The organism is Faecalibacterium sp. An121 (assembly GCF_002160915.1).
Lineage (GTDB): Bacteria > Bacillota > Clostridia > Oscillospirales > Ruminococcaceae > Faecalibacterium > Faecalibacterium avium.
Genome location: NZ_NFLM01000005.1, coordinates 15,252 through 35,195, shown reverse-complemented (window position 1 = coordinate 35,195; position 19,944 = coordinate 15,252). Strand labels below are relative to the sequence as shown.

At 63.8% G+C, this 19,944-nt stretch carries 22 protein-coding genes and 2 pseudogenes; 5 read left to right on the top strand and 19 right to left on the bottom strand.

The window, feature by feature from the left end; all coding sequences use genetic code 11:
* Positions 1-3 precede the first annotated feature (3 nt).
* Both B5E66_RS03925 and B5E66_RS03920 read left to right on the top strand, forming a co-directional pair.
* A complete protein-coding gene (locus B5E66_RS03925; protein ID WP_164474859.1) occupies positions 4-1,461 on the top strand; it encodes an amidohydrolase in 1,458 nt (485 codons plus the stop codon).
* Between the two features lie 13 nt (positions 1,462-1,474).
* Entirely contained in the window at positions 1,475-2,122 is a 648-nt protein-coding gene (locus B5E66_RS03920; protein WP_087228951.1) for a cytidylate kinase-like family protein, read from the top strand.
* Positions 2,123-2,255: 133 nt separating this feature from the next.
* On the opposite strand, the gene B5E66_RS03915 is transcribed toward B5E66_RS03920, so the two are convergent.
* The 9 genes and pseudogenes from B5E66_RS03915 to B5E66_RS03880 all read right to left on the bottom strand — a co-directional run bounded on the left by B5E66_RS03915 (position 2,256) and on the right by B5E66_RS03880 (position 9,890).
* Positions 2,256-2,747, bottom strand: a complete 492-nt coding sequence (locus B5E66_RS03915) for a glycoside hydrolase family 113 (protein ID WP_087228947.1) — start codon at positions 2,745-2,747, stop codon at positions 2,256-2,258.
* 20 nt (positions 2,748-2,767) lie between these two features.
* Entirely contained in the window at positions 2,768-2,947 is a 180-nt protein-coding gene (locus B5E66_RS13080) for a hypothetical protein (protein ID WP_158098316.1), read from the bottom strand.
* A gap of 41 nt (positions 2,948-2,988) precedes the next feature.
* The gene (locus tag B5E66_RS13075) at positions 2,989-3,354 is read right to left on the bottom strand and encodes a hypothetical protein (RefSeq protein WP_158098315.1); all 366 of its coding nucleotides are present in this window, start codon (positions 3,352-3,354) and stop codon (positions 2,989-2,991) included.
* Positions 3,355-3,622: 268 nt separating this feature from the next.
* On the bottom strand, positions 3,623-5,197 hold the full coding sequence (locus tag B5E66_RS03905) for an alpha-galactosidase (RefSeq protein ID WP_087228941.1): 1,575 nt from the start codon (positions 5,195-5,197) through the stop codon (positions 3,623-3,625).
* Positions 5,184-5,900: an AGE family epimerase/isomerase gene (locus tag B5E66_RS03900; protein ID WP_087228938.1), complete on the bottom strand. Its 717-nt coding sequence runs from the start codon at positions 5,898-5,900 to the stop codon at positions 5,184-5,186. The genes B5E66_RS03905 and B5E66_RS03900 overlap by 14 nt, the downstream gene beginning before the upstream one ends.
* 102 nt (positions 5,901-6,002) lie before the next feature.
* Positions 6,003-6,773, bottom strand: a pseudogene (locus B5E66_RS03895) (glycoside hydrolase family 130 protein); the annotation flags it as partial.
* A 105-nt stretch (positions 6,774-6,878) separates the two neighbouring features.
* Complete coding sequence (locus B5E66_RS03890; RefSeq protein ID WP_342394993.1) at positions 6,879-7,370, bottom strand: carbohydrate ABC transporter permease; 492 nt, start codon at positions 7,368-7,370, stop codon at positions 6,879-6,881.
* 143 nt (positions 7,371-7,513) lie between these two features.
* Entirely contained in the window at positions 7,514-8,623 is a 1,110-nt protein-coding gene (locus B5E66_RS03885; RefSeq protein WP_242958077.1) for an ABC transporter substrate-binding protein, read from the bottom strand.
* 271 nt (positions 8,624-8,894) lie between these two features.
* Complete coding sequence (locus tag B5E66_RS03880) at positions 8,895-9,890, bottom strand: LacI family DNA-binding transcriptional regulator (protein WP_087228934.1); 996 nt, start codon at positions 9,888-9,890, stop codon at positions 8,895-8,897.
* A gap of 258 nt (positions 9,891-10,148) precedes the next feature.
* On the opposite strand from B5E66_RS03880, the gene B5E66_RS03875 reads away from it, so the two are divergent.
* Together B5E66_RS03875 and B5E66_RS03870 are read left to right on the top strand one after the other, a co-directional pair.
* On the top strand, positions 10,149-11,267 hold the full coding sequence (locus B5E66_RS03875) for a GDSL-type esterase/lipase family protein (RefSeq protein ID WP_087228931.1): 1,119 nt from the start codon (positions 10,149-10,151) through the stop codon (positions 11,265-11,267).
* A 33-nt stretch (positions 11,268-11,300) separates the two neighbouring features.
* Positions 11,301-11,600 (top strand): annotated as a pseudogene (locus tag B5E66_RS03870) (phospho-sugar mutase); the annotation flags it as partial.
* 412 nt (positions 11,601-12,012) lie between these two features.
* Here the strand turns inward: B5E66_RS03870 and B5E66_RS03865 are convergent.
* From B5E66_RS03865 to B5E66_RS03830, 8 genes are all read right to left on the bottom strand, one after another.
* Entirely contained in the window at positions 12,013-12,900 is an 888-nt protein-coding gene (locus B5E66_RS03865; protein WP_143406923.1) for an SIR2 family NAD-dependent protein deacylase, read from the bottom strand.
* Positions 12,845-13,633: a protein-ADP-ribose hydrolase gene (locus B5E66_RS03860; protein WP_087228925.1), complete on the bottom strand. Its 789-nt coding sequence runs from the start codon at positions 13,631-13,633 to the stop codon at positions 12,845-12,847. Before B5E66_RS03860 ends, B5E66_RS03865 begins: the two co-directional genes overlap by 56 nt.
* Positions 13,630-14,253 carry a 4Fe-4S binding protein gene (locus B5E66_RS03855; RefSeq protein WP_087228922.1) on the bottom strand — a complete coding sequence of 208 codons (624 nt, stop codon included), beginning with the start codon at positions 14,251-14,253 and terminating at the stop codon, positions 13,630-13,632. Before B5E66_RS03855 ends, B5E66_RS03860 begins: the two co-directional genes overlap by 4 nt.
* A 5-nt stretch (positions 14,254-14,258) precedes the next feature.
* Positions 14,259-14,846, bottom strand: coding sequence for a nitroreductase family protein (locus B5E66_RS03850; RefSeq protein ID WP_087228919.1), 588 nt, complete (start codon positions 14,844-14,846; stop codon positions 14,259-14,261).
* Positions 14,843-15,883, bottom strand: a complete 1,041-nt coding sequence (gene acgM / locus B5E66_RS03845) for a radical SAM/SPASM domain protein, ACGX system (RefSeq protein ID WP_087228916.1) — start codon at positions 15,881-15,883, stop codon at positions 14,843-14,845. Before acgM ends, B5E66_RS03850 begins: the two co-directional genes overlap by 4 nt.
* Positions 15,884-15,975: 92 nt before the next feature.
* Entirely contained in the window at positions 15,976-16,191 is a 216-nt protein-coding gene (gene acgA, locus B5E66_RS03840; protein WP_087228913.1) for an ACGX-repeat peptide, read from the bottom strand.
* Between the two features lie 409 nt (positions 16,192-16,600).
* Complete coding sequence (locus B5E66_RS03835; protein WP_087228910.1) at positions 16,601-16,954, bottom strand: type II toxin-antitoxin system PemK/MazF family toxin; 354 nt, start codon at positions 16,952-16,954, stop codon at positions 16,601-16,603.
* A 155-nt stretch (positions 16,955-17,109) separates the two neighbouring features.
* A complete protein-coding gene (locus B5E66_RS03830) occupies positions 17,110-17,517 on the bottom strand; it encodes a holo-ACP synthase (RefSeq protein ID WP_087228907.1) in 408 nt (135 codons plus the stop codon).
* 173 nt (positions 17,518-17,690) lie between these two features.
* Between B5E66_RS03830 and B5E66_RS03825 the strand changes: the two genes are divergently transcribed.
* Positions 17,691-17,936 carry an IreB family regulatory phosphoprotein gene (locus tag B5E66_RS03825; protein WP_087228904.1) on the top strand — a complete coding sequence of 82 codons (246 nt, stop codon included), beginning with the start codon at positions 17,691-17,693 and terminating at the stop codon, positions 17,934-17,936.
* 52 nt (positions 17,937-17,988) lie between these two features.
* Here the strand turns inward: B5E66_RS03825 and B5E66_RS03820 are convergent, their stop codons facing one another.
* Both B5E66_RS03820 and B5E66_RS03815 read right to left on the bottom strand, forming a co-directional pair.
* A complete protein-coding gene (locus B5E66_RS03820) occupies positions 17,989-18,921 on the bottom strand; it encodes a tRNA dihydrouridine synthase (RefSeq protein ID WP_087228901.1) in 933 nt (310 codons plus the stop codon).
* A 120-nt stretch (positions 18,922-19,041) separates the two neighbouring features.
* Complete coding sequence (locus B5E66_RS03815; protein ID WP_087228898.1) at positions 19,042-19,659, bottom strand: flavodoxin family protein; 618 nt, start codon at positions 19,657-19,659, stop codon at positions 19,042-19,044.
* Positions 19,660-19,944: the final 285 nt, after the last annotated feature.

Genomic DNA, 19,944 nt, shown 5'->3' with positions numbered 1-19,944 from the left:
GCCATGGAAGAATACCAGGATCTGAAGATCATCGACCGGAAAGCCGGGGAGCTGGGCGACCTGGCCGACAGTGTGTGGGACCACCCCGAAACGGCCTTCACCGAGTTCGTCTCGGCCGGGCTGCTGGCGGACTATCTGGAGAAAGAAGGCTTTGCGGTCACCCGGGGGGTGGCCGATATCCCCACGGCGTTCACCGCCCGGTACGGCAGCGGCCGTCCGGTCATCGGCCTGCTGGGGGAGTTCGACGCCCTGAGCGGGCTGAGCCAGAAGGCGGGCGTGGCCGAACCCTGTCCCCTGGAGCCGGGGGGCAACGGCCACGGCTGCGGCCACAACCTGCTGGGGGTGGGCGCGCTGGCGGCCGCCCTGGCGGTCAAGCAGTACCTGCAGCGCACCGGCGCGGCCGGCACCGTCCTCTATTATGGCTGTCCCGGCGAGGAAGGGGGCAGCGGCAAGGCTTTCATGGCCCGCAGCGGCATTTTCGGGCAGCTGGACTGTGCCCTCAGCTGGCACCCGGCCGAGGCCACCCATGTGATGCAGAACGTCTCTTTGGCCAATATCCAGGTGCTGTACACCTTTGAGGGGGTGGCCGCCCATGCGGCCGGTTGCCCCGAAAAAGGCCGCAGTGCGCTGGACGCTTTGGAATTGATGAACGTGGGGGTCAACTTTTTGCGGGAACACATGATCGACGACGCCCGGATCCACTATGCCATCCTGGACGGCGGAGGCTTTTCCCCCAATGTGGTGCAGTCCCATGCATCGGCGCTGTACCTCATCCGGGCTCCCCGCACCGAACAGGCCCAGGAGCTGTTCCAGCGGGTCAACCTCATCGCCCGGGGGATGGCCATGGCGACGGAGACCAGTGTGAGCTGGGAACTCATCAAGACCTGCGCCGAGCTGATCCCCAACATCCCCCTGGAACAGGAGCTGGCCGCGTCCTTCGGGCAGATCCCTGCCCCCGCCCTGACCGGGGAGGAGCTGCGCTTTATGGAACGCATCACCGCCAGCAGCGGCGCGGACAAAAACGAGGCCCTGCAAAGGGCCCTGAACTGGCTGGAAAAGCCGGAGGACCGTGCCGCCGTCCAGGCCCGCATGGGGGAGCCTTTCCACGGCCAGCCTCTGCCGTATCAGCCGCTGGCTGTGCCTCCGGTTGGGGGCGGCTCCACCGACGTGGGGGATGTGAGCTGGCAGTGCCCCACCGCGCAGATCTATACTGCCACCTGGGCTCCCGGCAGCGGCGGCCACACCTGGCAGATCGTGGCCCAGGGCAAGGGTTCCGTGGCCCACAAGTATATGTGCTACTGCGGCAAGGTCCTGGGGCAGACCGCCATCCGGCTGATGCAGCACCCGGAGAAGCTGGCCAAAGCCCGCCGGGCCTGGCAGGACGCGCTGGAAGGCCGCAGCTATCTCCCCATCCCCGGGGAGGTCCGGCCCCGGGCCATTTCTTCTCTGGGCAGGCGCTGAAAGGGGTGTCTTTATGGAAAAGTATGTCATTACCATTGCCCGCGGCTTTGGCTCCGGCGGCAAGCAGATGGGCATCCGATTGGCGGAGGATCTGGGGATCCACTGCTATGAAAACCGCATCCTGACCCTGGCCAGCCAGATGGCCGGCGAGCCGGAGCAGGATTTTGCCAAAAGCGACGAGCAGCTGCGCCGCGGCTATCTGGGCGCGCTGCTGCACCGGCTGCCCCAGCGGCTTCTGCCCTATCCCCAGACCGGGCGCTTTACCTCCGACGACTACGTTTACCAGTACGAGGCCAGGATCATCCGGGAGCTGGCCGATACCGAGAGCTGCGTCATTGTGGGCAAGGCGGCCGACTATGTGCTGCGGGACCGGACCAATGTCCTCAGCATCTATGTGGAGGCGCCCCGCCCCTATTGCCGCGAACGGATCATGCAGCGGATGGGGGTCACGGCCAGCGAGGCCGACGCCTACATCGCCAAGACCGACCGCTACCGCGCAGCATACTACAAGTACCATACCGGCGGCAGCAACTGGACAAACCCCGTCAACTACGACCTGACGCTGAACCCCAGCCGCCTTGGCTGGGAGGCCTGTGTGGCGGTCATCAAGGACGCGCTGTACCAAAAGCTCGGGGTCACGCCCCCTGCGGCGGCAACGTGATTTTCAGACGCCGGTACTGCCCGGCGCCGCGAAAGCCCTGGAACGAACGTTCCGGGGCTTTTTTGCACGGACGGGCGCAAAAAGGAACGGCCGCCCGCTGCACGTTTGTGTGCGGCGGACAGCCGTCCCGATTTTATGGCGCCCGGCAGGGGCTGTGCCTGGAGGCTGGTACTCGCACCTGCCGGCGCAAGGGGCCCGCGCAGATTGGCTGCGCGTTCGCTATGCCTTCATTCTGGGCCAGGGCCGCAAAATGCATTTGGAATGCCTGGTAGGACGCAAACCAGCCGGACCATTTGGTCTCGCAGGGGACGTCGTGGTCAAAAAAGCTGATGCGCGCCCGCCATGTGCCGTCCAGACAGTTGACGGTGGGCTTCCAGAAAACACGCATCCCCCGGCTGTGGGCAAGCTGCGTCATGGCGAGCAGCTCCTGGTCGGAGGTGGTGTGCCGTCCGGTGAAGTCGATCTCCTCCACAAAGGGGGCGGCCTGGACCGCGCCGGGACAGAAAATGATGGTATCTGCCCCGGTCAGCTCCTGCATCCGGCACAGTTCACCGGCGGCTTCCGGGCCGGCAAAAGCCCCCCGGGGGGCGAAGGGTGCGAAATTGATGGCGTGGATTTGCTGCATAGATCAAGATCCTCCAGCGTTCAATGCTGTTGTTCCAGTTGGGCAAAGGCGGGCCGCAGCGCGAAGGCCGCCGTGGTGGACGCCCCGGCCGTGATCACAAGCACACAGCCCAGCAGCCAGCACAGATGCAGCAGGAACACGTCTCCGGCAAAACTCATGAATCGGAAAAAGGGAGAATCGTTCAGGTGTCTGTTTTTCATGGCAATCCTTCCCGTCGGGGCGTATGGGGACGCGCCCCGGGTCAATCGTTGAGTGTTTGGGGCCCGAAGGGCGCCGCGGGCAGGCCCGTGCCGCCGTAAAGGCCGGCGGGGCCGTAATTGTACCAGGCGTAGCGGACGGCACAGGGGTGTCGAAGGGCGCCGCAGTCCGCCAGGATCCGGTCGGGGCCGTCCGGGACGGCCCGGGCGTCCCGAAAAATGCCGTCGGCGCCAGCCAGCTGTACGCCGCCGCCCTGCACCTGCATCCCGCCGGCGGCATGGGCAAAGTGGAGCAGGACCTGTCCCGGGCCGGGACCCCGCCGGGCCTTCAGCAGCTGGGGCGAACGGCCCGCCACCGGCTGGCCATACACCGTCTCCAGCGCCAGCAGGGCGAGCCGCCGGCCCTTCAAAGTCGCCCCAGCAGTTCCGCCAGCAGCGGACCAGCTGCGTCAGCTCGGCCCGGTAGTCCCGGGGCCACTCCTCGTCCTGCTCGCCCTGGTAGTACCAGAAGCCGCGGATGCCATAGGGGCAGATGCGGCGCAGCATACTCTCAAACAGGTTGCCCGGCCGCTGGAAGCCGGTGCGCCCGGCCGGCGGCGGCCAGGGATACAGGCCGCAGTCGGCGTTCAGGACGGTCCAGCTCACATCCGGGTCGGCGGCGCGGCGGGCGGCGATCCGCTAGTTCCAGTCGTCCACGCTGGCCTGGTAGGCGGCGCATTCAGCCTCGAACTGGTAGACGGCCGCGGGGTCCAGACCCTGCAAGGGCAGACGGGGCAGGTTGTTGGTTCCGGCGGGCCCATGGGCGCCGCCCAGCACATCCCCCACCGCAAAGACGGCGGCCTCGCTGCCGTCGGGTGCGGCGATCATCCAGGCTGCGCCCAGGGAACCGGGGTCGGGCGGGCACAGGCGGTAGAGGTCGCCGCTGCGCACCAGCCCGCCATGTTCCCGGTACCAGGCTACATAGGGGCGCAGGGCTTCCAGCTCCTCCGGGGTGCAGGCGGTCAGGTCCAGCTCAAAGCCGAAGGTCCCCGAGAGGGCTGCGGCCATCCGCGCTTCGATGGTGGAGACATGGCCGCTGCAGTGGTTGGGCACCGCCGAGAAGTGGGCCCCCACGACACAGCCGGGATAAAACAGGCTGGTGCCGTATTGGATGGTCAGCCGGGCCCGGGCGTCGGTGTTGTCGCTGCACCAGATCTGGGGGCTGTAGTATAGCATACCGCAGTCAAAGCGGGCGCCGCCGCCGGCGCAGTTTTCCAGCAGCAGGTCGGGGAAGGTCTCGGCCAGACGCCGCTGCAGCTCGTACAGACCCAGCACATAGCGGTGGTAGACTTCCCCCTGACGTGCAGCCGGCAGGGCCGTGCTGTAAACATCGGCCAGGGCGCGGTTCATGTCCCATTTCAGATACCGGATGGGACAGCTGCGCAGCACCTGCTCCAGCTGCTGCCAGATGCCGTCCACCACATCCGGGCGGCTGAGGTCCAGGGTGTACTGATGGCGGATCTGGACAGGCCGGCGTCCCGGAACCGCGAGGGCCCAGTCCGGATGGGCCCGGTACAGGTCGCTGTCGGGGCTGACTGCCTCCGGCTCGACCCAGAGGCCCAGCTCCATGTCCATATCGTTCAGTCTGGCGCACAGCTCGGGCAGGCCGCCGGGCAGCTTGTTCCGGTCTGCGGTCCAGTCCCCCAGGCTGGAGGTGGTGTCGCTGCGCCCCTTGAACCAGCCGTCGTCCAGCACGAACAGGTCGATGTCCGCCTGCCGGCCCGCGGCGGCGGACAGGTCGGGGTTGGAGGTGTCCTTGCTCTCGGAGCAGAACACGCCGTAGATCCAGCCGTCCTCGTGTTTGGTCAGCCGCATATCGTAGACGTTGGTCTCCTCGGGACAGGTGTCGGGCAGCTCGATGGGCTTATCCCAGAAGCGGAAGCCGTCCACCGGGCTGCTGCTCTCGGCCACCGCAAAGAAGCTCTTGCGGTCGTTGCCCTCCACCCGGGCCACCAGATAGAACTTGCCGTCCAGCTCGATGGCGCCGGCGTTGAACACCGCGTTCACGCCCAGCCGCTCCATAAAATAGGGGTTTGCGGCGGGGTCAAGGTCGAACCGCCACTCCAGGGGGATGTGCTCGCGGGTGAGGACCGGATGTTCCCACCGGTCGTAGATGCCGTTGTACCAGTCGGACTTGTGGTTCTTGCGGGCCAGAAGCGCCTCTTGCAGGGCCTTCTGGCGCAGGTATTCGGGGTGCAGCTCAGACTTCGACATGGGGGTCCCTCCTGATCAGTTCCATACACATACGCCCGTTGTGGTAGGGGCATTTCCACGGTTCCACAATGGGCTGGCGGCTGGCCGGCTGGCTGCTTTCATCCACCGACCAGAACCACTCGCCGCCGGGGCGCTTGTCCACCAGCTTGTCGGTGATGTAGTGCCAGATCTGGGCGGCAGCGGCGGCATATTCCTGCCCGCCGGATTTTTCGTATTCGTTTACAAAACCCAGCACGGCCTCGGCCTGCACCCACCAGACGCGGGTGGTGTCGTCCACCCCGCGCTCACACTCGTTGAGAAGGGAGGAGCCGCGGTAGGCGTGCCGGTACACGCTGCGGGCCAGGTCCGAGTCGATGGCCGCGATCCGGGCGGTCAGCGCCTCGTCGCCCAGCAGGGCGCAGCCCCAGTCGATCAGCCAGCTGGACTCGATGTCGTGGCCGTAGCTGTATAGGTCGATGATGGACTGGTAGTACTGGTCAAAAAAGACCAGCTGCCGGTGCAGCGCGGGGGAATAGACCCTGGTGGCGTAGATGTCCAGGATGCGGCTGTTGAGGATGCAGCCCTTTTCGGCGGTCTTGTCCACCCGGAGGTCAAAGTCCACCAGGCCGTAAAAGCCGCCGTGGACCGGGTCTTTGAGGGACATCCAGAAGGGCAGGATGACGTCGTTCAGCATCTCCTGCGCCGCCTGCTTGATGCGTGGCATGAAGAAAACCCTCCTTTTTCACACAGGCGCCTGCCCCGGGCAAAAGCCGGAGCGGGCGCCGGGCTGTCGTATTCAGCGCAGTCCCAGTTCGCGGTCTGCGCAGCTGGTCTCGTCGCGGTCCAGGATGGCGCCGCCGATGGAGTAGACATAGCCGTTGCAGGTGCCGGTGACGCCGTGGTAGAACAGCAGCCAGCCGTCGCTGGTCTCGATGGGGGCGGCGCCGCCGCCGATCTTCAGGTTCTCCCACCAGTTGCCGCTTTTGCCCATCACATGGCGGTGGCGGCCCCAGAACTCCATGTCCGGGCTCTGGCTGAGGAAGATGTCGCCGAAGGGGGTATGGCCCGAGTCGGAGGGGCGGCTGAGCAGGGTGAACATCCCGTTGATCTTGCGGGGGAACAGCACCGCGTTGCGGTTGAAGGGGACGAAGGGGTTTTCCACACGGGTGAAGGTCTTGAAGTCCTGCGTCCGGGCGATGCCGATGGAAGCGCCGTAGAAATCCTGGCACCAGATGATGTAGTAGGTATCCTCCACCTTGACCAGGCGGGGATCGTAAGCATAGGGCGGCATGAAGGACTCGCCCTTTTCGTTCACAAAGGGGATCTTGTCCCGGTCGAACGTCCAGTGGATGCCGTCGGCGCTGCGGCCCAGGTAGATGAAGGGGATGCCGTTGGTCTGCTCGCCGCGGAACACGCCGATGAAACCCTCCTCAAAGGGGACCACCGCGCTGTTGAAGATGCGGGCCACGCCGGGCAGGGGGTTGCGGCGGATGACGGGGTTGTCGGTGTAGCGCCACAACGGCAGTTCGGTCCCGGCGGGCTTGTCCTGCCAGGGGATGCCCGGCAGGGCATCGCAGTAAAGAATGGTTTTGCTCATAAAGCCTCCTGAGCTCCTCCCCGGCGCCGGCCTCCCGCTTCCTTGCGGGGCAGGAGGCCGGGCTTCGATGAAGGAGATAACGAAAAAATGGGAAATGCGGAAGGATCAGCCCTTGACTGCACCGGCAGCCATGCCGCTGTAGATCTGGTCCTGGCACAGCAGGAAGATGATCAGGGCCAGCAGCACCACAGCCATGGCCGAGGCCAGGCCGACCTTCTGGTCGGTGTGGGCGATCTTGTCCATGATGACAAAGTAGGTCGAGGTGTTGAAGCCGCCGCCTGTGACGACGTAGGGCATCTCGAAGGCGGACAGGGCGCCCGACACCGAGATGATCAGGTTCAGGACCACGATGGTGCTGATGGAAGGCAGGATGATGTCCTTGAAGCGGTGCCAGGAGTTGGCGCCGTCGATCTCAGCGGCCTCGTAGAGGGTGGGGTCCACCGATGCGATGGCGCCGATGAACATGACGATGTTCTGGCCCATGTATTTCCACAGCGAGCAGGCCACCAGGACGATGTTGTTGATGGATTCATCCCGCAGCCAGTAGGGAAGGGTATCGACGTTGAAGCCCACCCAGCTCAGCAGGGTGTCCAGCACGAAATCACGTGGGTCTGGTCGGCGTTGAGCATCAGCTCAGCCTCCTGCTGGACGTTGGTGGCCAGGTCTGCGATCTCGTCGGGCGCGGTGGTGTCCTCCAGCAGCTGAATGCCGTCGAAGGCGGCCAGGGTGTCGGGGTACTCCTAGCTCTTGAGCACGGGCACGCCGCCCTGGTCGTAGGCGAAGTTGCTGGACTCGGTCAGCCACTTGATGTACAGCATGGCGGCCAGCTTGTTGTCATCGCTGGAGTACAGGTTGATGCCGTAGCAGTAGTCCGAGCCGGCGCTGGCGTACTGGGTGCCGTTGACGGTGATGGGGAAAGGCATGTAGCCGATATCATCGGGGTTGGGCCCGGCATCCTGCACCTGCACGATGGCCCAGCTGCCCAGCACCATGACACCGATCTCGCCGTTGTTCATGCGGGTCTTGCTGCCCTCCCAGTCGGTGGTGGTGGGGTCGGCCTCGGTCAGGCCGCGCTTGACGGCCTCATACAGGATATTGTAGACGGCGTAGGGACCGCTCTCGGGGTCGCCGGTGGGCACGCCGGGAGAGAAGGGGTCCACGGTCTGGGGCATGACGATGCCCATCCAGTCGGGGTCGCCGGTGGCGCCGCCGCCGATGTAGGCGTCCCATGCGCTCATGGTCCAGCCGGCCGCGTAGTTGGTGTACAGGGGGTCGATGCTGGGATCGTAGTCCCGGATCTTCTGCAGCGCGTCCAGGAACTCGGTGGGAGTCTTGGGGATGGAAGTGATGCCGGCCTCCTCAAAGACGCGCTTGTTGTAGATGACGCCCTGGGCGTTGCCGGTGGAGGGGATGCCATACACCTTGCCGCCAAAGGCGCGGTTGGCGGCGAAGTTGTAGTCCTCCTGGATGCCGCTCAGATTGCACAGGGGATAGAAGTAATCCGACAGCTCGGCCAGGGGAATGGTGGTGGGGATCATGCAGACTTCGCCCCACTCCTGCGAGGTCAGACGGGTGGTCATGTCGCCGGCGTAGTCGGTGATCCCCTCGTACTCGATGGTGATGTTGGGGTACAGCTTCTGGAACTCGGCCACATAGCCGTCGAAGGTTCCGTCCTGGATCAGGTCGGTGTGGTCGGTGCCGACGGTCAGCTCGTTGTAGGCGGACAGATCGCTGGCGGCAGCTCCTGCGCCGGTGTCCGAACCACCGCAGCCGGCCAGCAGACTGCCGGCCACTGCAGCCGACAGGACGCCTGCAGCCTTCAGGAAATTACGACGATTGATCTTTCGCATGGTGTGTCCTCCTTTTTTGGATGAAAAGCTGGATGAAGGGCGTGTTCCCTCCACCCGGGTGATGGGTGCGGACGGCTGCCCGCACCGATCTGTCTGCATGCTCGGTATAGTATTTAGCTAACTTAAAGTCAATATATAAGCTAATAATTCGGCGCAATAACCTATAATTTAGCCTAAAATTTGGTTATCCTGCAACGTCCAGGGAGGAGGCGCACAAAAAAAGCAGGCAAACCAAATGTTTGCCTGCATGGATGGAAAAAGAAAAGTTAATTTATTTAGTCAGGGTGGAGTCCCGGTATACGATGGTGCCGGGCACCAGGGTGATGGGCGCGGGGATGGTCTTGCCGTTCAGTTTGCGGGCCAGCAGGGTCACGGCGGCGTTGGCCATCCCGTCCACGTCCACCCGGTAGCTGGTCAGCTGGGGGGTGCAGATGGTGGAGAAGCGGTGGTCGTCGTAGCCGGTCACGGCGATATCCTCGGGGATGCGGTAGCCCTCCTTTTTGAGCTTTTCCACCAGGTTGAAGGCTACCTCGTCGCAATTGCACACAAAGCCGTCCGGCATCTCCTTGGGCAGACACAGGGGGATCCAGCTGCCGTCGGCGTCGCGGTCCTCCAGCCGCCAGTCGGCCCGCGGTTCGATGCCGGCCTGCAGCAGGGCGCGGCAGTAGCCCAGATACCGGTCCATGATCGAGCTTGTGGCCCGCACGCTGCCCACAAAGGCGATCTTCCGACAGCCGGACTGGAGCAGGTGTTCGGTGATCTGGAAGCTGCCGCTGACGTTGTCGCTCTGGACGCTGTCGCCGGCAATGACATCGTCATAGAAGTCCAAAAAGACGAAGGGAAGATTGTTTTTGAGCATGGCGGCAAGGTAGCTGCGATGGAACTCGCCCATGAATACCAGCGCGTCCACGCTGCCGCCCGCCAAAATCAGCGGCAGGACACAGCCGTCCTCCGCATGGGGCATGACGATCTCCAGCATACACTGGTATTTCAGCCGGTTGCAGTGGCTGACCAGGGAGCGATAGAGATTGGCATAAAAGGTATTGTCCCCAAAGTGGCGGTCGGCCACCAGGATGCCGATGTTGATGCTGCGCTGCGCCGCCGTGGACTTGGCCGGCGGGAGATAGCCCATCTCCTTGGCTGTCTCCAGGATCTTCTCGCGCATTTCCTCGCTGACGCCGTCTTTGCCGGCCAGCCCTTTGCTGACGGATACGATGCTGATGCCCAGCTTCTCTGCAATATCCGCCATGCGCACTCGCTTTGCCATAAGATTCCTCTTTTCTGTCGTTTGCACCTGAAAATGGACGGTCGACCCAAAGCCTCTGCGGACTCTCAGGAAAGATACCACGGAAGTTATTAGTTAAAGTAAAGTATAACAGCACTGGGCGGCAACGTCAATGGCTGTTAAATTTGTTTGGGTTTTGATTGAATTTAAGAAAAAACTATTGAAACGATAAGCTAAATGTGATAAGCTATAGCTGCAAAGTAAATTTTCTAATTTTTTAGGTAAATATGGAGGCTTTCTATGACGGCAGCACCGATCCGTTCCCTGCCCGCCGTGCGGCTGCTTGGCCGCCAGCCGGTGAGCCAGGGTCCCGTCCCTTGTTTTTACACCGCCTGCGGCATCGAGTGCCTGTTCACCGGCAGTGAGCTGGCCCTTTGCCTGGATGCAGGCTTTACCTTATATGAACCCTGGATCAGCGTGGAGCTGAACGGCGCATGGATCGCCCGGTTCCCGGTGCAGGCGGGCCGCAGCCGCGTCACCCTGTTCCGGGGCATGACCCCCGGGGTGCCCAAGCACGTCCGGGTGCTGAAGGACGTGCAGGCCATGCACGACGACCCGGATCACTTTTTGCTGATCGAGGCCCTGGCCTTTGAGGAGGGCACGTTTTTGCCCCTGCCGGAGCCTGCATACCGGCTGGAGTTTGTGGGCAACAGCATCACCAGCGGGGAGGGAGCCATCGGCGCAGTCTGTGAGGAGGACTGGGTCGCGCCGTTCTTCAGCGCGGTCAACCACTATGCCCGGATGACCGCCGACGCCCTCCAGGCTGAGTGGCGGATCGTGAGCCAGAGCGGCTGGGGTCTGCTGTCCAGCTGGGACAACGACCCCCGCCGACGGGTGATGGATTACTACGACACCGTCTGCGGGCTGGCGGCCGGACCGCACAACGAGGCGTTGGGGGCGCAGCAGCCCTACCGCTTTGACAGCTGGAAGGCCGACGCGGTGATCCTCAACCTTGGCACCAACGATGACGGCGCCATGGGCAACCCGCCCTGGACTGACCCCGTGACCGGCAGGACCTTCGCCCAGCGTCCCACCCCCGAACACCTGGCCGAGCTGGAACAGGCCGCGGTGGACGCGCTGAAAAAGGTGCGGGCCCGCAATCCGGATGCCTGGATCGTGTGGGCGTTCGGGATGCTGGGCGAGGGGCGGATGGGCCGGGTGCTGCGCGCCGCTGTGGACCGCGCCCGCGCCGAGTGCGGGGACAGCCGGATGTGCTACCTTGCCCTGCCCGCCGCCGGGCCGGACACCATGGGCGCACGCCAGCACCCCGGCGCAGCCTGCCACCGCCAGGCCGCCCAGGTGCTGACGGAACGGCTGCGCAGTATCCTGCCGTCTGGAAAGCAGCGCTTTCCCTTATGAATATACAGGATCATGTTGAAAGGAGCTATCATGATGCAGTATCAGTCCACTCTCGACCTCTGGCTGGCCCGTGCAGTGGAGGACCCGGACCTCACCGCAGAACTGGAGGCGGTCCGCAGCGACCCCGACGGGGTGACCGACCGCTTTTACCGTGACCTGGCCTTTGGCACCGGCGGCCTGCGCGGGGTCATCGGCGCCGGCACCAACCGGATGAACATTTACACCATCCGCCGCGCCACCCAGGGCCTGGCCGACTACCTGAACGCCAGCGGCCTGCCCAAAAAGGTGGCCATCGCCCACGACAGCCGCCGCTGCGATGATGCAGGGATAAAAGCCGCGCGTTGTTTTTGCGGCACGCGGACGAGCGTGTCGAAAAACGACACGCTTTAGGGGGAACCCATTTCTGCCTGCTGCGCAGGTCAGAAATTCTTTCCCCCTGGTGGTTGCGGTTCCCTGCTTTTGCTGCGCCCGTCGCAGCGGGCTTGCAAAAGGCAGACCGCTGCCCCTGCTCCGCTTCGGCTGTTTCGTCCGCAGGACGCGCCTCAGCTTCGCAGTCCCTGGGGACAAAATTTAGCGCTGAACCGCGCACTCGGCCTTGCGGCCTCGCACACTCTCAGCGCTAAATTTCCCTGTATGTGTCCTGTCCATCCGCACATGTCGGCTGGACAGGACTTTTTTGACAGTCTGACGCCCCCGTCTTTCCGTTTGGGAAAGGCGGGGGCGCTTTTTGGCGTATATGGACTTTTCAGACGCATCCCGATGCTTCCCGGCAGGCGGCCAGGGCGTCGCCGATGTCGGCGGGGATGCAGATGGAACGGGCTGCGATCTGCGGGGGCGCGTAGGCTTCGTTTTGGTTGATGCAGGCGTAGGTGGCCCTGCGGTTTTGAAGGGTCATCTGCCAGAAAGGGTACTTGATGATGGCGGGGGTGTTGCCGCCCACGCCCAGTTCCAGAAACAGCACCCGTTTGCCCTTGTGGCGGCGCAGAAAATCCTGATACCGCCCGGCGGCGGCATACCAGCCCTCGTCCTGTACAAAGGTGCTGTCGGACCGCAGATTCATGGTCATGGGCTTGCCGCAGACCGGGCAGCGGGGGATCAGCTCGGTGGGGATCTTCATCTCCTTCTGGGCGGCGGCCATCTGCCGGACGGCCTGCTCGTTGTCGTATGTCTTGGGATGGCAGGGTTCCATGCACTGCCACAGGCCGTAGTCCCCCTGAGTGTAGAACAGCCGCTCTTTGGAAAAGCCCGCCAACTGGAACTGGTGGTCCACGTTGGTGGTGAGGACAAAGTGATCCTTTCCCCGCACCAGGGCCAGCAGGTCATCGTATACCGGCAGGGGCGCTTTCTGGTAGCGGTTGAGGAGGATCAGGCGGCTCCAGAAAGCCCAGTATTCTTCCAGGGTGTCAAAGGGATAAAAGCCCCCCGAATACATATCCCGGATGCCGTATTTTTGCCGGAAGTCGCTGAAAAACCGCTCGAAGCGTTCGCCGTCATAGGTCATCCCCGCCGAGGCGGACAGCCCGGCCCCGGCCCCGACCACCACCGCGTCGGCGGCGTCCAGGGCACGGGCCAGACGCTCAACCGGCGTCAAGGAGGCTGCGGTAGATGTCTGCGTCGATGTCCTTGAAAACATTGAAGATCACCCTCCTGATGGAACTGTGGGTCTGGTCCAGGTACTGCCGCACCGTCCGGACGGCGATGCGGGCGGCTTCCTGGTTGGGAAAATGGAATTCACCGGTGGAAATGCAGCAGAAAGCCACGCTGTGCAGCCCGTGGGCCGATGCCAATTCCAGGCAGGACCGGTAGCAGGCGGCCAGGGCGGCCCGGTCCCGGCCGGTCACGCGCCCCTGGACGATGGGGCCCACTGTGTGCAGCACATAAGAGGCGGGCAGGTTGTAGCCGGGGGTCAGCTTGGCCCGGCCGCAGGGTTCGCAGCCGCCCTGGGCCTCCATCAGGCGGCGGCAGGCTTCCCGCAGCTGCAGACCCGCCGCCGAGTGGATGGCGTTGTCGATGCAGCCGTGACAGGGCACGAAACAGCCCAGCAGATGGCTGTTGGCAGCGTTGACGATGGCGTCTGCCCGCAGCCGGGTGATATCCCCCTGCCAGAGCGCCAGCCGCGGGTCGGCCGGAGCGGCGGGCAAAGCGTCTCCCTCCACCACCCCTTTGGTCTCCCGTTCGGCTGCGAGGAAGGCGTCCTGCACTTCCAGAAAGGCCGGGTCGAGGGGCCAGGGCGGACGGACGTTCATCAGGGCCCGCAGCAGCCGGCGCTTTTCCTGCGGGCCGGCGGGGCGGGGGATGTCCTGGCGGTCGGGCCGCTCGCGCAGCAGAGCCTCCAGAAGGATGTCCAGGCGCTGCTCCTGTGTCATCGCGGCGCCCTCCTCTCCACCGCCCCGACCGGGCACGCCTCAAAACAGGCGCCGCAGTGCAGGCAGTGCTCCTGCCGGATGACCGCCGGCTTTTGGGTGACGTCGATGCACCCCTGGGGGCAGTGGGCCGCACACCGCTTGCAGCCGATGCAGGCGTCGGTGACGCGGTAGCCTTTGGGCTTTGTCTGGCCCGCGCCGATGGTGTAGCTCTGGCGGAAGATGGGGCTGACCCCCAGGTTGAAATATTCGATGTCCATATCCCGGATGCGGAAAACGATGCCGATCTGCCGGGTAGCCCCCGGGTAGACGTTGGCCAGGTAGGGCTGCTCCGCAAAGATGCGGTCCCGCCATGCGGCCTGCTCTGCGTCGGGCACCGGTTCGGCTGTGCCCGACAGGCGGATCATCTCTTTGTACATGGTGTAGCCCAGCACCTGCACCTTGGGGGAAGCCAGCAGCTCCCGGCAGAAGTCCTTGCCCCGGGCGGTGAAGAAATACAAGGCGTCCGGTTCATAATGGATGGCGCTGATGTTCCGCACCTGGGGGCCGCCCGTTTCATCCACCGTGGCAAAGGCGAGCACCCCCACATAGCTCAGTTTTTTCAGACAGGTTTGCGCGTCCATCTTGGTCACTCCTTTGGTTCAATGATCCTGGTCCGCCCCGGGCGCCGGGGTTTGGGCTGGGGATAAGGCCCTTCCACATAGCCCAGTGTCACAAAGCAGCGGGCCGTATATCCTTCGGGGATGTCCCATTCCTGCATCAGGCTGCGGCCCAGCGGGGTGTCGAAGGTCTCCTCGGCCCGTGCGACGATGCAGGAGGCGATCCCCCGCTCATAGGCGGCCAGCGCCATGCTGGAGGCGCAGCAGAAAGCGTCCGGCACGCTGTACAGGAATCGCTCCGGCCCAAAGATGACGCATACGGTGGGCGCACCGTAAAAGCCGCTGCGGATGGACGGGTCGTCGATGGCGCTGGGCTGCTCGCTGGAAACGTAATTCCCCTCCAGATGGCTGCGGTCGAACCGGGCCAGGTTGAGCCGGCCCAGCCGGGCGGCCAGCTCAGGATCCCGGATGGCGCAGAGGATGGACCGCTGGCCGCCCCCTGCGTTGGGGGCGTACAGCCCCGCCGCAAGGATGGCTTCCAGATCCTCCCGGGGCACCTGCCGGGCCTGGTATTTGCGAATGGAACGTCTGCGGATGATCGCTTCCTGTACCGTCATGGGACGTCTGCCTCCTTCCAGCACTCGGGGTCGGGCGCATACATATTGCCGTGGTAGCCTGCCGCCACCGCAGGGCAGCCCCGGCAGAACCGCAGCAGCTCGCACCGGGAGCACTTCTCAAACTTTTCGTATACACGGTATTTGTCAAAGGCCGGGCCGGTGAACAGGCTGTACAGATCGTCGGTGAGGGCATTGCCCACCTTGCTCTCCATCCGGCGGCAGGCGTAGACCGCCCCGTCGGACAGGATGGTCATATGGCAGTTGCCGCAGTTGCAGCCGTCGTAAACGTATTCGTCGTCGGGGTAGGCCTTGGGATCAAAGATCCCTTTCTCGTACAAAAACAGCGTCCACAGGTGGTCTTTCAGGTTGAAGGTGGTCTCGCAGCCTTCCGCCTCGTATTTCTGGAATTTCTCCCAGCACAGCTCCATCATATGGCGGTACTCCGCCGGGGAGCAGCACACGTCCCGGTCCTTCTGCGACGGGCAGTAACGTGCAAAGGCGAAGATATCGGCCTTGTTCCGGACCACCTCGTCCACCAGCGGGGGGATGTCCTGCACGTTCCAGCGGGAGACGGTGGTCATGATGGCCACATCGATGCCGGCCTGCCGCAGCAGGGGGATGGCCGCCATGGTGGCGTCATAGGAACCCGGCTGCTGCCGGATGCCGTCGTGGGTCTCGCGCAGGCCGTCCAGGGACAGCTGGTACTTTCGGCAGCCGCAGTCTTTCAGCTTGCGGCAGACTTCCGCCGTCAGATGGAAGGGGTTGCCCATCAGGGCAAAGGGGATCCCGGAGAGCTTGAGGATCTTGAGCAGCGTCCAGAACTGAGGGTGCAGGATGGGGTCGCCCCCTGTAATGTAGAGGTAGGGCAGGCGGCCGGCCTTCTCGCAGAAGGCTTTGCAGTTTTCGATCACCGTCACCATGTTCTCCAGCGCCATCTCCTTGAATTTGGCGTGGCTGCCCAGAGCGTAGATGTAGCAGTGACGGCACCGCTGGTCGCAGGCCTCTGTGATATGCCATTGAAATGCGAAATACTCCATAGAAACTTCTCCTTCCGGGGCGGGGGATCCAACAGGGGATAAGGCAAGATCCCCGCGGGCCAGGGCAAGCACCGCGGGGACCCGGGGTCAGATCACTTCTTGTCGCCGGCGCCGCAAGCAGTGCCGCAGGCGGTGGGCTTCTTGTCACCGGCGCCGCAGGCAGTGCCGCAGGCGGTGGGCTTCTTGTCGCCGGCGCCGCAGGCAGTGCCGCAGGCGGTGGGTTTCTTGTCACCGGCGCCGCAAGCGGTGCCGCAGGCAGAAGCGGCCTTTCCCTCGGTCTCTTTGTGGAACAGGTTCTTCAAGGACATATCGTTCTCCTCCTTGTCGTGGGCCCGCGGGGGGCCCGGGATCGTTATGTGAACGCCAAAGCGCGGTCACCGATGATGCAGGGAGCGGGGGCCGTCCGCTTCCCTTTGCGGCTCCATTCTAATGCCGCTTTGCCGGACTGTAAAGTACGCACAATTTTGTGGCATAGTTACCGGGAGGTAACAAATGGACGGTTACCTGCGGGTAACTTTTTGACCGCCAGCGGCTTTTTGGCCGCCGCGCCGGTGCAAAAAATTTTTTGGAACATTCCGGGCGGCACGGTAAAGGCGGATCGGAAAACCGCGTTTTGGGCAGGCGCATCAAAAAAGTCCCGACCGGGCAGGTGCGTACGGTCAGGACTGCTTTTGCGGCGCAAAAATGCCCCGCCGGCGGGGCGGGGCATTTTGGGGGTCAGGTGGCGCTGTCCAGCCCAAGGCTGACGTCCAGGGCCTGGTTGACCCGTTTTTGGTCTTCGGGGGTGATCTGCCCGGCCCGCTGGCGCAGGCGGTGCTTGTCAAGGGTGCGGATCTGCTCCAGCAGTACCACGCTGTCCTTGGCCAGGCCGGTGTCCGCCGCACGGATGTTGATGTGGGTGGGCAGGCGGGTCTTATCCAGCCGGGATGTAATGGCCGCCGCGATCACGGTGGGGCTGTGGCGGTTGCCGATCTCGTTCTGGACGATCAGCACAGGGCGGACGCCGCCCTGCTCCGAGCCGACCACAGGCGACAGGTCGGCATAGAAAACTTCTCCTCTGTGTACCTCCATGGAACTCCCTCCTTGCAGTATGGGGGGCGCGGTGCTTGGCCGCTCTATGTGCCGGCGTGCCAGCGGCCCGCAGCCCTTTGGTGGACACCAGAAGTATGCCCCGACCGGCCGCGGGTTATGCACGGGTGTTGTTCCATTCTATGCGGCGGCCCCGGTCAGTTATCGCTGCTCTCCAGCAGGCAGACTGCCATGGCCATGCCGCCGTCGTGGCTCAGCGTCAGATGGGCGGTCAGGCGGCGCTGGGCCACCCATTGGGCGGTGCGGCCCGAAAACCGGTAGGCCGGCCCCCCCGAGGGCAGCCGCACGGCCTGGATCTCGGCCAGGGCAAAGGGACCGGCCAGCCCGGTGCCGGCCGCTTTCAGAAAGGCTTCCTTGGCGGCAAAGTTGGCGGCGGCACTGGCTATCCGCCGGGCCGGCAGGCTCTCGGTCTGTTCCGACAGGCCAAGAGCCTCCCGTTCGTCCGGGCCGAACACCCGCCGCACAAAGGCCCCGCCATGGGGCCCGGTCAGGCTTTTTTCCATCCGGGGGATGGCGCACAGGTCGCATCCGATGCCGTAGATCATGATGACCTCCTTAAAACAGCGCTGCATCTGCTGTTTTTGTATCCGTTTTGTAAATATTTGCCCGTGTACTTGAAGTTTGCCCCTGATTCGTGTAGAATAAGAGGTACATGAATGCGGCGGGCCCCAGCCGCACAGCGCCTTGTTTTCACAAGGCAGAAGGGAGTGGATTGTTTATGAGTGAACCTACTGCTATTTTTTCGATCCACGATGAAAAGGACGAGCAGATCCGCGAGATATTGCAGCAGGTCTATGCTGCGCTGAAAGAAAAGGGCTATAACCCGGTCAACCAGCTGGTGGGCTATATCCTGTCGGAAGACCCCACCTACATCACCACCCACAATGGTGCGCGCTCCCTGATCCGCAAAGTGGACCGGGACGATTTGCTGCAGGCGCTGCTGCGCAGCTACCTGGGTGACTGACCCCACCGGCATCCGATCCGCCGCCCCGAGAGGGCGGTGGTTTTTTTATGCCCTAGCGCAGGGGCAAAGTAAAGATCTGGGAGGCCACCACCTCGTACTCCCAGGGGTCGCGCAGCTTTTTCAGCTGCTTTTCCAGCTTGCCTGCCCCCTCGAACAGGCCGATGGTATAGGACCAGAACCCCTTCATCCGGCTGATGGCGGCCTGGGGGCTGCCAAAGGCGGCGGTGTAGCCGGCGTACAGGTCGTTCATGTACCCCTGCAGCTCCTGCCGGGAGGCAGGGGGACCGCCCCGGGCCCTGCGGAAAAGCGCCGGGTCAGCGATGAGGCCCCGGCCCGCCATCAGGCCCGACAGGCCGGGCCAGCGGGCCTGGGTGGCGGCCAGCTCCCCGGGGGAAGCCAGATCCCCGTTGTAGCACACAGGGGCTTTGCAGGCGGGCAGGGCGGCCTCAAAGGCGGCGCGGTCAGCCTGGCCCCGGTAGAGCTGGCGCATCACCCGGGGATGGATGATCAGCTCAGTGATGGGATAGCGGCCGTACACCTCCAGGATGGGGCCGAACTCCTCGGGCTTTTCCACCCCGATGCGGGTCTTGACCGAAATGGGCCCGCCCGCCTCGGAAAAGACGGTGTCCAGGAAGCGGTCCAGGGCGTCCAGATCCCGCAGCATCCCGGCCCCCTTGCCCTTGGCGGTGACGGTGCCCGAAGGACAGCCCAGGTTCAGGTTGACCTCCCGGTAGCCCATCTGCCGCAGCACCCCGATCATCCAGGCGGCGCAGCTGCCGTCCTTTGCAAGCAGCTGGGGGATCAAAGGCGCGCCGGGATTGGCCTGGGGCAGAAGCTCGGCCATCTTCTTTTTGACGGGCACCCGGTTTTCGGGCGGCGAGAGGAAGGGGGCGTAGTAGCGGTCGGCCCCGCCGAAATAGCGCTGATGGGCCTGCCGCCACACCAGATCGGTGAGGCCCTCCATGGGGGCTGCGTAATAGCGCATAAAATGTCTCCTTTGGGCTTATTCCTCGACACAATAGCATAAGCGGCCCCCTTTGTCAAGCGGCGGCAAAAAGCCCGCCCCGGGTGGGGCGGGCTCAGTATGCCGCAAAAGCGCCGCGCTTTAGCGGATGAAGTTTGTGAACTGGGCGGGCTCCTTCTGGGGCAGGCCGTATTTCTCCTTGCCCAGGGCGATGCTCTTGATGAGGAAGGACATATTCCGCGCCAGGGTGCGCATGGTCTGTAAGCCCTCGGCGTCCTGGGCGGCCTCGCCGGGGGCGCGGCCATGGACGCTGTTCCAGTACTGGCTGGAGGCGACCGGCATCCCTGCGATGGTGAAGTATTTGTTCAGCTCGTCAAAGGTGGCGGAAAGGCCGCCCCGGCGGGCCACCACCACGCTGGCCCCTACCTTCATGCTCTTGTCAAAGCGGCAGCTGTAAAACAGGCGGTCCAGGAAAGAGATCAGGGTGCCGTTGGCCGAAGCATAATAGACCGGGGATGCGATGACCAGTCCGTCGCAGGCCTCAAACTTGGGGGCCGTCTGGTTGACCAGATCGTCAAAGACGCACTTGCCCCGCGTGAAGCAGGTGCCGCAGGCGATGCAGCCCCGGATGTCCTTGCCGCCCACCTGGATGGTCTCGGTCTCGATGCCCTCCTGGGCAAAGACCTGCTCCATTTCCTTCAGGGCGATGGATGTATTGCCCCCTACCCGGGGGCTGCCGTTGATGATGAGAACGTTCATGGTTTGCACCTCTTTTTTCGGATTTGCTCAGAGAGCGGTATGGAGAACAGGCTCAGGGCCTGTTGAACGGCGGAACGGTTCCGGCCAGGTGGTCGGGATAGAGCAGGCGGATGGTCTTTTGCATGGGAGCGGCCTCCTTTGTCATAGCAGTTTGATCTGATTATAGCACAATGAAGCGGGAAAGGAAAGCGCGCCCGGGCCATTTTGGATATTGACAACCGGCCCCGGATATATTACAATAACAACGCCCAAGAGCTATATATTTTCCTGTTTCTGAATCAAACA